This window comes from Shewanella sp. (assembly GCF_047975355.1).
GTDB lineage: Bacteria > Pseudomonadota > Gammaproteobacteria > Enterobacterales > Shewanellaceae > Shewanella.
Map to the genome: position 1 here is coordinate 39,825 of NZ_JBKEDJ010000022.1, position 12,983 is coordinate 52,807.

11 protein-coding genes are annotated in these 12,983 nt (G+C 47.8%); 7 read left to right on the plus strand and 4 right to left on the minus strand.

Annotation, left to right across the window (positions count from 1 at the left end; translation table 11 throughout):
* Positions 1-92: 92 nt before the first annotated feature.
* Together ACK5NH_RS08140 and ACK5NH_RS08145 are read left to right on the plus strand one after the other, a co-directional pair.
* A complete protein-coding gene (locus tag ACK5NH_RS08140) occupies positions 93-869 on the plus strand; it encodes an EAL domain-containing protein (RefSeq protein WP_416919084.1) in 777 nt (258 codons plus the stop codon).
* Positions 870-1,001: 132 nt separating this feature from the next.
* Positions 1,002-1,787 (plus strand): class I SAM-dependent DNA methyltransferase, encoded by a 786-nt coding sequence (locus ACK5NH_RS08145; protein WP_416919062.1) that lies wholly within the window; start codon positions 1,002-1,004, stop codon positions 1,785-1,787.
* Between the two features lie 363 nt (positions 1,788-2,150).
* On the opposite strand, the gene ACK5NH_RS08150 is transcribed toward ACK5NH_RS08145, so the two are convergent.
* Together ACK5NH_RS08150 and ACK5NH_RS08155 are read right to left on the minus strand one after the other, a co-directional pair.
* Entirely contained in the window at positions 2,151-3,050 is a 900-nt protein-coding gene (locus ACK5NH_RS08150) for a DUF2971 domain-containing protein (protein WP_342201576.1), read from the minus strand.
* Positions 3,051-3,621: 571 nt separating this feature from the next.
* The gene (locus ACK5NH_RS08155) at positions 3,622-4,725 is read right to left on the minus strand and encodes a phosphoribosylaminoimidazolesuccinocarboxamide synthase (protein ID WP_416919064.1); all 1,104 of its coding nucleotides are present in this window, start codon (positions 4,723-4,725) and stop codon (positions 3,622-3,624) included.
* Between the two features lie 703 nt (positions 4,726-5,428).
* Between ACK5NH_RS08155 and ACK5NH_RS08160 the strand changes: the two genes are divergently transcribed.
* The 4 genes from ACK5NH_RS08160 (at position 5,429) to nrfD (ending at position 10,246) form a co-directional block, all read left to right on the plus strand.
* Entirely contained in the window at positions 5,429-6,055 is a 627-nt protein-coding gene (locus ACK5NH_RS08160; protein ID WP_416919067.1) for a pentapeptide repeat-containing protein, read from the plus strand.
* A 382-nt stretch (positions 6,056-6,437) separates the two neighbouring features.
* Positions 6,438-8,720: a thiosulfate reductase PhsA gene (gene phsA / locus ACK5NH_RS08165; protein ID WP_416919069.1), complete on the plus strand. Its 2,283-nt coding sequence runs from the start codon at positions 6,438-6,440 to the stop codon at positions 8,718-8,720.
* 12 nt (positions 8,721-8,732) lie between these two features.
* The gene (locus ACK5NH_RS08170; protein ID WP_416919071.1) at positions 8,733-9,299 is read left to right on the plus strand and encodes a 4Fe-4S dicluster domain-containing protein; all 567 of its coding nucleotides are present in this window, start codon (positions 8,733-8,735) and stop codon (positions 9,297-9,299) included.
* A 2-nt stretch (positions 9,300-9,301) separates the two neighbouring features.
* Positions 9,302-10,246, plus strand: a complete 945-nt coding sequence (gene nrfD, locus ACK5NH_RS08175) for an NrfD/PsrC family molybdoenzyme membrane anchor subunit (protein WP_416919072.1) — start codon at positions 9,302-9,304, stop codon at positions 10,244-10,246.
* A 100-nt stretch (positions 10,247-10,346) separates the two neighbouring features.
* Here nrfD and ACK5NH_RS08180 read toward each other — a convergent pair whose 3' ends face one another.
* Together ACK5NH_RS08180 and metJ are read right to left on the minus strand one after the other, a co-directional pair.
* Entirely contained in the window at positions 10,347-11,090 is a 744-nt protein-coding gene (locus ACK5NH_RS08180) for a sulfite exporter TauE/SafE family protein (RefSeq protein ID WP_416919074.1), read from the minus strand.
* A gap of 107 nt (positions 11,091-11,197) precedes the next feature.
* A complete protein-coding gene (metJ, locus tag ACK5NH_RS08185; RefSeq protein WP_416919076.1) occupies positions 11,198-11,512 on the minus strand; it encodes a met regulon transcriptional regulator MetJ in 315 nt (104 codons plus the stop codon).
* Between the two features lie 222 nt (positions 11,513-11,734).
* On the opposite strand from metJ, the gene metB reads away from it, so the two are divergent.
* A complete protein-coding gene (metB, locus tag ACK5NH_RS08190; RefSeq protein WP_416919086.1) occupies positions 11,735-12,898 on the plus strand; it encodes a cystathionine gamma-synthase in 1,164 nt (387 codons plus the stop codon).
* Positions 12,899-12,983 lie beyond the last annotated feature (85 nt).

Consider the following 12,983-nt stretch of genomic DNA (forward strand, 5'->3'; position numbering starts at 1 on the left):
TAGTGTTTATTGAGCGGGTTGAAACACGAAAAGCTGGAAAAATGAGTTAATCATCCCCACACTGAGAGAGGGCAAGCTAAAGGAGACCTATGATGGATTTCCCCTCTCAAATCAAGCAACAAACCTGCATGGACTGCTTAAGTGGCAAGTCACTCGGATTTGAAATTCGCATGGCATTTCAGCCAATCATCGATTGGCCAAATCAGCAAATTTTTGGTTATGAAGCCCTAGTACGAGGTCCAAATGGCGAAGGCGCCGCTTGGGTCTTTGAGCGCATAAACGAAAGCAATAAGTACTATTTTGATCAGGCTTGTCGCGTGAAGGCTATTGAAACCGCAGCCAAGCTTGGTCTAGATAAAGTGTTAAGTATCAACTTTTTACCTAATGCTGTTTATAACCCCGAAACCTGTATTCGCGCCTCGATTGAAGCGGCTGACCTCTTTGGTTTTAATATTCATCACATTATGTTTGAAGTGACTGAGGGGGAGCAGATTGTCGATAGGGCCAAGTTGAGCCGTATTTTTGAAAGTTATGCTAAACGAGGTTTTATTACCGCCATCGACGATTTTGGCAGTGGCTTTGCTGATTTGAGTTGGTTGGAGTTTTTACGCCCTCAGGTATTAAAACTCGATATGGAGTTGATCAGGAATATCCATTTAGATAAGCAAAAACAGTTTGTTATCGATGAAGTCCTCGGTATTTGTAGCACGCTTAACACTCAGGTGCTGGCCGAAGGGATCGAGTGTAAAGAGGAATTAGACTATCTTGTTGGCCGTGGAATTAACTATTTTCAAGGCTATTATTTTGCAAAGCCTCGGCTCGAGCATTTAACCAGCTTTGAGACATTGGATTGTTATTCTGCGTTGTAGCATTGATTTATTCGATTAAATTGATGCAAGTGTCTTGTGCTTACGCTGAGGCGTCACATTGTGTGTATCGGTTCTTAGCCAACTGATATATCATGCGCCACCCTTAATTGCCTATGGCTCCTGTTTGCCGCTATGTCTTCTAACGCGCTTTATACCGATCTCTCCGGTTATTACGATCTCATGTGCTCCGATATCAACTATCAACAACAGAGTGCGAGCATTCATCGATTGCATCAGTTCTTAGGGAATAATGGCAAGCAACACCTCGATTTAGCCTGTGGCACTGGCCCGCATGTACGGCATTTTATCGACCTTGGCTATCAGTGTCGTGGTCTGGATATTAATCAGCCGATGCTCGATATGGCCATGCGTCGCTGCCCTGAAGCACAGTTTAATCTTCAGGATATGACCGCCTTTTATCTTGAGCAGCCAGTGGATTTAATTACCTGTTTTTTATATTCCATTCATTACAGTGCGGGTATCGAGCGCCTTAAGAGTTGTATTGCCAGTGTGCACCGCGCCCTTAATGACGGCGGGATATTTTGTTTTAACTCGGTTGATAAGCACCGCATCGATAACCGCTTATCGATTAAGCATTTTGCCGAGTTTGAGGGGCACCATTTTGCCTTTGAATCTGGCTGGCATTACAGTGGGCATGGCGAAAACCAGTCATTAAACCTGAGTATTGCAAAGCGTCAGCAGCCGTTTACTCAACAGGCTGATGTAGAAGTCGATACTTCTATGCTGCAGACAGAATTATGGCAAGACCAACATACTATGGTCGCGACCAGTTTTGCGGAGCTGCAAGCGTTACTCGCGCCATATTTTGAAGTGCATATCTTTGAACACGATTATGAAAAAATCGTCCCATGGGATTTAAGCTCGGGTACTGCGCTGTTTGTCTGTGTGAAGATTTAACCTTGGGTTGAAGGTGTGACAACTTGGGATGTTAGCCCCTACGTTCGTGCTTGAACATGAAATTGCTTAAGTTTTATCTGTCCTGTTAGAAGTCAAAATCAAAGTCGTGGGGCTTCACCCCACACCCGACCAAAAGGGGAAAAACGCCTGTTCCCCTTTTGGAAATCCCCCGGCGTCCCTAGCGAAGTTAGATGCATTGGTTAGTGGCTTCGGGCTTATTCGAAAATCGCTAACGCTTCCGATGGTACATCCTGTACCCCGAAAGCTAGCGAGAAATCCATGTCTCGCTCACGCGATTTTCTTCAACGCCCTTCAGCAACTTCGCAGGGCGGGTGAACTTCTGTAAGTTATGTATTTTTATTTTTAGAGTTGCTGTTCTATTAATTCATACTTATCAGGATCTAATTTCATATGATAAATTCCATTGTACTCGTCGGTTATTATCGATTTAAAGGTACGATAAGGGTCAGGGGTTTCAGATAATTCATCGAATAGCATCTTGAATAAATCAATATTAGAGTTAGCCCCTAAGTAAATCCTATTTAATGCTTTATAACCAATATACTGGTAAAACTGTGTATTTGATTGGCTGGAATTAAGCCAAACGTCACATAATTTGTCAAAGTCACTTTCATTAAGGTGTGTTAAAAAATACTTTTCAGTAAACCTTGATTTATTTCGGGAAAGTTCTGCGCTAAAACCTAAAACCTTCATATCATGCAGAGACTCTTTACTTTCTTGGTCAAATGCAACCTTCATGTTTAGATTTATAGGTAAGACTAGTCTGTATTCATTCTCATAGCCCCATGGTGGTGATTTGGATAAAAAGTAATGCCTTCTGATTTCGTTCAAACTATTACCTACTCCCTCAAAAGCTCTTGAGTGGGTATATTGAACATTGTCTTCGATCTTATCGTCATAAAGAATTGTTAACTTCTTGATTTCATCCAAATCGAATTCAAGCATTAGGCCTTTATGCGAATCGGCATAATGACTCCACATTAGTAAATCATTGAAGCTTTTAGAAAGCGATACAATACCAAAATAGTCCATTACTCCTTCGAAGTTATGAATTATCAAATTCGGCTGTGTAGATAATGATTTTTGACCTTTAAATTTCTTAACTATTCTTTCTTTTGTCAGTTGTGTGGGACGGCATTCAAATGGGTCATTCAATGCTGCTTTCGGGGTTACTCTTATCCATGGGTCTTTCAAGAATGAAATCGCGGCGACTTCACTCATATATTTATAAATAAATTTCATGTTACTTCATCCATATGAGTGTTGTTTTAATTTAACTCAGAAGTATTCTATTTTTCAATTAAGAAAAATAATGCTTCAGGTAGCCTCATTTTGTTTTCATTTTGAATGGTGTTTAAGGTTTTTTTCTAGGTACTGAAATTAAGATGTTATAGGTGTCAACCTCTTGATATTTTGCAAACACCGTGGGTTAGGAATACACCTACCCTCGGAGTTGCCGCAGGGGATTGGTGTCCGTTGCGTGGTCGAGGCATGGATGCCGAGACAGCGTCAGTCGAATCAGGGACGAGCGTCTGACGCGATAGCATAAGGGCGCCGAATACCCAAGGGGCTTTCAACTCCGTAGGGGCGTCTTGGAGCATCCAAGGAGGATAGGACGAGCAGTCCTCCTTGGTCGGGTGTGGGGTGAAGCCCCACGACTTTGACTTTGTTTTTCCTCAGATTAACAATTTCAGAATTGAGTCAAATTGACTCATACAAATAAATCCAAACCCAGTTTGAAAAACAAAAAAGGCGCCTAAGCGCCTTTTTCAATTTAGGTTGAGGGTAACACCCTAACTAACCTGAAATCTGATTAAACAATCAGATCATACTCTTCACGTAGGATCTTAATAATATCTGCCTTAGGATTGGCTGGCAGCGGGATTGCCGCGCCAGTCACCTTCTCGGCGATGCCAGTGTAAGTGCGTGACACATTCATCATGGCCTCTAATGGCAGGGCATTATCGCGGGCGAGGGCTTCGCGCTCTGGCATTCTGTCCTTGTTAAGCAGAATATCTGGATCAGGGAAGTGGTTCAGCAGGAACTGACGGAAGCCTTCCTTAGAGTTTTCAAGGATTTTACCATCGCGGTAGGCGGCGCCGTCCCAAATGCGAGATGAATCAGGGGTGCCCACTTCATCCATGTAGATCAGTTTTGAGCTGCCGTTTTTATCGGTCACATAACCAAACTCGAACTTGGTATCCACAAACACTTGGTCAAGGTCGGCTAGAGCTTTTGAGATCACCTTAAAGCCATCTTTTAACAGTTTCTCGTACAGGTCGATATCTTCTACCTTTTCAAAACCAAAGGCTTGATAGTTGGCTTCGATATCGCTGCGGCTGATGTTCACATCGTCCTGCGCGGGCACACCGGGGATTCCAGTTAAGATGCCTTTGGTCGAAGGGGTGATCAACAAATCTTGCAGCTTTTGATCTTTTTCTAAGCCTTCTGGCAGTGTGATACCGCAGAATACGCGCTCGCCCTTAGAGTAGGCACGCCACATTGAGCCAGTGATGTATTGGCGGCAAATGGCTTCGACTTTAATCGGGCGGGCTTTTTGGACTATCCAAACGAAGGGATGCGGAATATCTAAAATATGGCTGTCGGCTAAACCGTTTTCGGCAAATAGCTTAAACCAATGATTAGAAATGGCATTTAATGCCGCGCCTTTACCAGGAATGCCTTTTAATCCGCCTTCACCGTGGAAGATGCAGTCGAAGGCTGAGATACGGTCGCTAATCACCATAATGGCAAGTGGCGTATCTTCGGGCACATTGTAGCCCTTGGTTTTGATTAAACGGCGGCTGTCGGCGTCGGTTAGCCAGTAAACGCTACGTACCTTGCCGCTATGGACTGGGCTGTCGGTGCGGATGGGTAAATCGTTGTTTACGGCTAATACGGAATCAGCAAGACTCATGACGAGTATTCCTTTGGATAGAGAGTGTAGGGACGAGTTTTTTATTCGTTGCGGTGTGCTTAAGCCGTAATTGCTTTGCCACCTTTTTATTATTGACCAATAGCTTATCGCTCAGTGAGTACAAGAGATTGGTGAGGTTAAAACGTAAAGCGAATAGGATATTTTCGGGCGATAGGCAGGAGAGAGAAGGTTGGGATAAGGGGTAAAAATAGCACGCAGAGCAAGGTTGGCGCCAGAAGGAATCTGGTCTGTTCAAGCGGGGGAACCCCGTGCCATTTTGCTCGAAAAGGCTAACCATTAATCCGAGAGAACCTTGTTAGACAGCCGCGAAAAGTGGCGCCATTTTACCTTTATTCGCAAAATTTTCCACGGCTATTTATGCACATCTGTGCGGCGTGTCGGTGTAAATTGGGCAGGGAGCAATGCGGCGACTGAAAATACTTCCCATAAAACCCGAGCAGAGGAATCGCGAAGCTTGAGTTTATAGTGTGACTCGCTAAGCCTTAGAATGGTATTAATCCCAATATAGGCATGCAGTTAGCTCTGTAAGTCGGGGTAATATAGGTGGCCTGAATAAAGCGAGTGGCTAAGCAGCTATACCGCGTGGCCTTTTGCGTTAACGCCCACTTTTTGTGAATTGAAAAACACAGTTTGCCCATCAGCCCTTAGCCTATAGCAGGGGTGGCACATATAGAGGTAGTCAATGACAGATGTAAAAACGCCGATGATGGCGCGCGCCGCCTCCGAGGGGCGGTATTTTTTCTCGAAGCAATTTATCGCCTTGGCCGAGAGCCAAACCCAGTGGCAAGATCTGGAGTTTGAAGAGTGCGAGTTCCACGATTGCCAGTTTAGCGACAGCACATTCCGTAACTGCAAGTTTATCGATTGCCGTTTTGTGGGCTGTAATTTGAGCCTGCTCAAGGTGCCCTCAAGCCAATTTAACGGCGTAAGTTTTGAAGAATGTAAGCTGGTGGGCATAGATTGGACTCGCGCCGCTTGGCCGAGATTATCCTTTGCGGCGCCTTTTAGCTTTAGAACCTGCATCCTAAATGACTGCTCTTTTATGGGGCTTAAGCTCGATGAAATGGTGCTCGAGGGCTGTAAGGCGCAGGATGTGGATTTCCGTGAGGGCAAGTTTAATCGCGCCAACTTTAGTTACAGCGATTTTCGCCACAGCTTATTCGGCCGCACCGAGTTGATGGAAGCGGATTTCTCCGAGGCGAGCGATTACGATATCGATATTTTTAACAATAAAATTAAGGGCGCTAAGTTTAGCCGTGACGAAGCCATTCGTTTACTCAATGGCTTAGAGATCACCCTAGTCGATTAAGCAGCTATTTTACCGAGCTTGTTTGGTCAGTTTTTAGATTTTTTTAGCCAGTTTTTTATCTCAAAATATAGGCGAGTGGTTCCTCAAAGGGCTCGCCAATTCTATTGATCCTATTCACGAATTTTTAGACCATTTTTAACTTTTAGTTGCCGCAGATCACACTCAACTTGCCTATGTGGTTTACCACAATATCCGCTTACCCCTTTAGGGATAACAATCACCCTGAAACAGCAAAATGCCGACACGACGTAACACTAGGTCTGTTGGCACTAATAACTAAAAACCTGTGAGCGAATTTAGCCTTTAACCGCAGGGTGACAAAAGCCTAAGTTTGCGTGTGCCAAGTGGCGCATTAGGGTGGATGAGTGTGATGGAGGTAACCATGATTGAGCTTAATAGGCGAACCTTTTTAAAGGGCGCAGGGGCCAGCGGCGCAACATGTGCATTGGCTAGCCTGTTGCCGGGCAGCTTAGCGGCGTTAGAGAGCAAGCAGCTAAAAGGTATGGGCAAAGACATTGCCAGTATCTGTGAGATGTGTTCGACTCGCTGCCCGATTTCGGCGCGGGTGATTGAGGGTAAAAACGTCTTTATCAGCGGCAACAAGGCGGCCAAATCCTTTGGCGGTAAAGTCTGTGCCCGGGGTGGCGCTGGCCATAGTTTACTTTACGATCCACAGCGGATTGTGAAGCCACTCAAACGGGTTGGCGAACGCGGCGAGGGCAAGTGGGCCGAGATCTCCTGGGATGAAGCCTATCAACTGATTGCCGATAATCTCAATAAAATCAAACAAGCACACGGCCCTGAAGCCGTGGCGTTTTCCTCAAAATCCGGTTCGCAAGAAAAACACTTATTCCATCTCGCCACCGCCTTTGGCAGCCCGAATACTTTTACCCATGCCTCAACTTGCCCCGGTGGTTACGAGATTGCCGCCAAGGCCATGTTTGGCACTAAGGTGAAGCGTGATTTAAGCAACTCAAAATACATCATTAACTTCGGCCATAACCTGTACGAAGGCATCAACATGTCCGAAACCCGCGGCATGATGGCGGCGCAAATGGATAAAGGCGCCAAGCTGGTGGTGTTCGAGCCAAGATTCTCCATCGTCGCCGATAAGGCCGATGAATGGTACGCGATCCGCCCCGGCACCGATGTGGCGGTGGCTTTAGCGCTTTGCCATGTATTGATTGAAGATAATCTCTACGACAAGGCCTTTATCGAGCATTATGTGGAAGGGTTTGATGCCTTCACCGCCGAAGTGAAAGCCTACACCCCTGAATGGGCCGAAACCGTTTCCGATGTGCCCGCCAAAGATATTCGCCGTATCGCCCACGAATATGCGGCCAAGGCGCCCCATGCTGTGGTGGATTTTGGTCACAGAGCCACCTTTACCACCGAAGAGTTTGAGATGCGCCGCGCGCTTTACGCCGCGAACGTGCTAATTGGTAATATCGAGCGTAAGGGCGGTATTTACCTTGGGCAGAAGCCTGGCGATTACAACAAGCTGGCGGGAGAAAGCGTGGCGCCCGTATTGGGTAAGCCCGGCGTGAAAGATATGCCTAAGCCTGCGGCGAAACGTATCGACCAAGTGGAAGAGCAGTACGCCATGATGTGGTCATCGGGCGGGATTTACCAAACCATCCTCGATGCGACCTTAAGTGCTGTGCCATATCAATTACATGGTTGGGTGATGTCCCGTACCAATCCCATGCAAACCATGACCGACAGGGCGCGTGTCGTTGAAGCCATGAAAAAGCTCGACTTTATTGCCGTGTGTGATGTGTATATCAGTGAAACCGCTGCCTATGCCGACGTGATTTTACCCGAATCGACTTACCTTGAGCGCGATGAAGAAATCGCCGACAAGTCGGGTAAAAATCCAGCCTACTATGTGCGCCAACGCGTGGTGGAAACCTTAGGCGACACTAAGCCCTCATGGCAAATCTTTAAGGATATTGGCCATAAACTCGGGCTAAGTGAATTCTACCCTTGGGATAACATGGAAACCCTGCAACTGCTGCAGGTGAATCGCGATACTGCGTTGCTGCGCCGCATTAAGGACGAAGGTTTTGTTAGCTTCGGTAAGCCCATCATGCTGCGCGAACCTAAGATGGTGGCCGAGTTTACTAAGGCCTACACCAATGCCAAACCCGTGGATGAAGACGGCACCTACGGCAGTTTACTCAGCTTTAAAACCCCAAGCGGCAAGATTGAATTGACCTCAGCCAAGGTCGAGGCCATGGCGCCAGGGCGCGGGGTGATTAAGTTCCGTGAAGTGCATTTGAAGAAAGCCGATGAGCTGTACTTTATCCAAGGCAAGGTGGCCGTGCATACCAATGGTGCGACTCACAATATCCCCATGCTGGCTAACCTGATGTCGGATAACGCCATCTGGGTGCATCCCGTCACGGCGGGCAAGTTAGGGATCAGCAATGGCGATCCAATTCGCTTAACCAGTAGCGTGGGCAGCGAAGAAGGCCATGCCTTAGTCACCCCGGGCATTCGTCCCGATACCGTGTTTGCCTATATGGGCTTTGGCTCTAAAAACAAAGAGTTGGTTAGAGCGACAGGTAAAGGTATCCACTGCGGAAACTTGCTGCCCCATCAAACAGCCCCAGTGTGTGGCATGAATATTCATACGACAGGCGTCACGCTGGCAAAACGCTAATTGGAGGCTCAAATGACGAAAAGATATGTGATGGTGCACGATGAGAACAAGTGCATCGGCTGCCAAGCCTGTAACGTGGCCTGCCGCAGTGAAAACGGTGTCCCCGAGGGCGTGACTCGCTTACAGGTGCGCATCGAAGGCCCCTTCGGCGAGATGCCACACTTGCACTTTAAGTATCACAGGGTTTCCTGCCAGCAGTGTGAAGATGCGCCTTGTGTGAAGGTGTGTCCAACGGGCGCGGCCTATGTGGGCGAGGATGGGATTGTCTCCATCCATGGCGATAAGTGTGTGGGTTGTATGTACTGCGTGGCGGCGTGCCCTTACAAGGTGCGTTTTATGAACCCAGAAACCAAAGTGGCTGATAAGTGTAACTTCTGTAAGGACACGCGTTTGGCCCGGGGTGAAGAACCCGCCTGTGTGACTGTGTGTCCGACCGATGCCTTAGTGTTTGGCGATGCCAACGATCCACAGAGTGAGGTGGCTATGCTACTCAACACTAAGATCACTTACCAAGATAGGACCCATTTAGGCACTCAGCCTAGGGTATATCGCGTTCCTACCAAAAGAGGGGGGATTTGATTATGAACAATACTTGGGGCGATATGGCGCAATATGATCCCATCACTTGGCATTGGATCATCGCCGTGTATCTGTTTATGGCGGGTTTATCCGCCGGAAGTTTGCTGATTGGCATTGGCCTGCGTTGGTTTAATAAGGAGCAAGCGCAGGGTGAGACGAGTATTCTCAAGGCCGCTGCTATTATTGGCCCTGTGGCCATTTGCCTAGGCCTAGCATGTTTAGTGTTTGATTTAACTAAGCCTTTTCACTTCTGGCTGATTTTAATCAACTATAACTTCCAGTCAGTGATGGCGATTGGGGTATTAGCGCTACTGGCTTACTCCCCCTTGGCATTTGCCTACGCGATTCTTGTGCTGCGCGATGAGCTGCCAAAGTGGGGCTTAGGTTTCCTCGTGCCTATCGCTAAGCTGCTGATGCCCTTTAGAAAACCGATTGAAGTACTGCTGTTTATCCTCGCGATTGGTGTGGGCGCTTATACTGGCTTCTTAATTTCGGCCATGAATGCCTATCCAATGTTGAACACTGCGGTATTGCCGGCGCTGTTTTTAGTCTCTGGTTTATCGGCAGGCGCGGCGGCTAATGCGGTGCTGGCGCTGGTGATGTTCAAGACCGATAGCCACGACAAGACCTTAGCCAAAATGCATGGTTTAGAGCTGCCAGTGATGGCAATCGAAATCATGTTCCTGTTTATGTTGTTCTGCGCCTTGTACTTTAAGGGCGGAGCGGCAGCTGCGGCGCTAGCATCACTCACCTCAGGCATGTGGGCGAGCGTATTCTGGATTGGCGTGGTCGGGATTGGTTTTGGTATTCCGCTGTTGTTTATGCTGTTGCCTTCCGCGACGCGCCACAGCAAGGGCGCGATGATCATGGTGGCCTGCGCCAGCTTAACCGGCGTGTTAGCACTGAGACACTTTATTGTGTATGCGGGACAAAGCTATCTAAGTTAGTGTTTTGGTTCAATGCAATATCAATGGGGTCAATCACCTATCCCAGCAAGCAAAAAGCACCGATTAACGGTGCTTTTTTATGGGGGCGATTGGCAGGATTTTATTGCGGTAATAACTCAATCACAGATTTCACCGTAAGCACTAAGGCACTGATAGCGCAGAGGGCTAAGGTTGCCATCTTGGTCTTGTGTTTATCCACATTCCCCACCAGTTTGCCCGCTACTAAATAGCCTAAAAACACTGAGGGCAGCAGCATGAGTGATAACCACAAATGCTTGATTTCGAGTAGGCCCGTCACCCCAAGAATGACCAGGGCTATGGTCGAGCTGAAGATAAAGAAGGCCGACAGTGCGGCGCGAAATTTAGAGGCATCCTTACCTGCCAACAAAATTGCCATAGGTGGGCCGCCAATGGCGGCGATATTGCCAAAGATCCCCGATACCACGCCTGCGCCAAACAGGGTCGCTTTATTCACCGGAAGAGTAAATTTATACAGGCTCAGCACCACGGCCACCGCCACAATGCTAGCAATCGCGAGACCAAGAATCGGCTGCGGCGCAAACAGTAATAGGCTGGCACCGATAAAGCCACCGGGCACACGACCAATCAGCGCGTATTGCAAGCCGTTGAATTCTAAATGGCCGCGTTCACGCAGTAGGGTGAGTAGGGCGATGGAAAAGCCCATCACAATCACAGGGGCGGGCACTAATTCGGGATCGACAATATACAACAATGGGCTCGCCACAACGGCAAGGCCAAAGCCAATCAGACTCTGGGTGAGGGCACCTAAAAACACAATCACAGACGCAATGGCGAGCGTTTGTGGATCTATCAAGGAGAACATAGGATTCCATCAAAACAAAATAGGGATCGTTACTCTAACCCATCAGGCAAGATGAGTATTAACGATCCCTAATAATTAGTTACGGCAGGATTATGGACGCCTGAGCGTTATTCCATATCTTCCCACTCGATCCCCATTTCGTCCATCAACCGTTTCGCTTCGGCGGGAATGCTGTCTGGGCTATCTTTCGACAGATCTTCATCATCAGGCAGAGGCTGGCCGGTGTAGGCATGCAAAAATGCTTCGCACAAAAGCTCGCTATTGGTCGCGTGGCGCAGGTTGTTCACCTGACGACGCGTACGTTCATCCGTGAGGACTTTTAGCACTTTGAGCGGAATAGACACAGTAATTTTCTTTACTTGTTCATTCTTCTTGCCATGTTCAGCATAGGGGCTGATGTATTCCCCATTCCATTCAGTCATTGACTCACCTGTTATAACGCTAAATTCGGGGCAGATTTTAAACCCTTACAGATAACAGTCAAATTATTGCTACTATTTCTTAGTGATTGCAAACAGATTTCTTTATGTTTAGACGTCTAAACGTCTTAACGCCTATTGACGATGCCACTGGGCTTAGGTACATTTAGACGTCCAGACATCTCTTTGCGAACTTAGGAGTTCACGATGACCGCAGGCAAATTAGTGACCGAACGTCAATTAGCCACATTAGCAGTGCGTCAGGGTATCGAAAGCGATACTCAGTATGGCGCTGTGGTGCCGCCAATTTACCTGTCGACGAATTACGCCTTCGATGGTCATAAAAATCCTCGCGAATTTGATTACAGCCGTTCTGGCAATCCTACCCGCAGCATCTTAGGTGATGCCCTAGCTAAGCTGGAAAAGGGCGCAACCGGTGTGGTGACTTGCACAGGCATGGCCGCCATTACCTTAGTCACCACTTTGCTCGGTCCCGATGATTTGCTGGTGGTGCCCCACGATTGCTACGGCGGTTCTTACCGTTTATTTACTAACTTGGCTAAAAAAGGCCAATTTAAATTACTGGTGGTGGATCAAACCGACAGCCAAGCGCTTGAGCAAGCCATTGCCCAGCAACCTAAGATGGTGTGGATTGAAACCCCCTCTAACCCCCTGCTGCGAGTCGTCGATATTGAGGTTATCGCTCAGGCGAGCCATGCCGTGGGTGCTTTAGTGGTGGTGGACAACACTTTCCTCTCGCCAATTTTGCAGCAACCGCTGTTACTCGGTGCCGATATCGTTATCCACTCAACTACTAAGTACATTAATGGTCACAGCGATGTGGTGGGCGGGGCGGTGATCGCCAAAGATCCTCAGCTCGGTGAGACGTTACATTGGTGGTCGAACACCTTAGGCTTAACCGGTAGCGCGTTTGATAGTTACCAAACCCTGCGTGGTCTGCGTACCTTAGCCGTGCGTATTCGTGAGCACCAAAGCAATGCCCAGCGTATTGTGGACGTGCTGACGAGCAGCCCTGTGGTGAGCAAAGTGTATTACCCAGGCCTTGCGGATCACCCCGGTCATGCCATTGCAGCCAAGCAGCAAAAAGGCTTTGGCGCTATGCTGAGTTTTGAGCTTAAGGGCGGCGAGGACGAAGTGGTCGCCTTTTTAGATGCCTTAAGTTTATTCAGCGTGGCTGAGAGCTTAGGTGGCGTTGAGAGTCTAGTGGCCGTACCCGCGACTATGACCCACAGGGCGATGGAGCCCAAAGCACGTTTTGAAGCTGGCATTAAAGACACCCTATTACGTTTGTCGGTTGGTATTGAAGATGCCGACGACTTAGTTGCAGATATTCAAGCAGGATTGGCCGCCGTAGCGGCTTGTCAGTAGAGGAATTCGAGATGGCACGTTGTCACTTACATAAATTTGGTGGTTCCAGCTTAGCCGATGCCGATTGTTACCGCCGAGTCGCCCA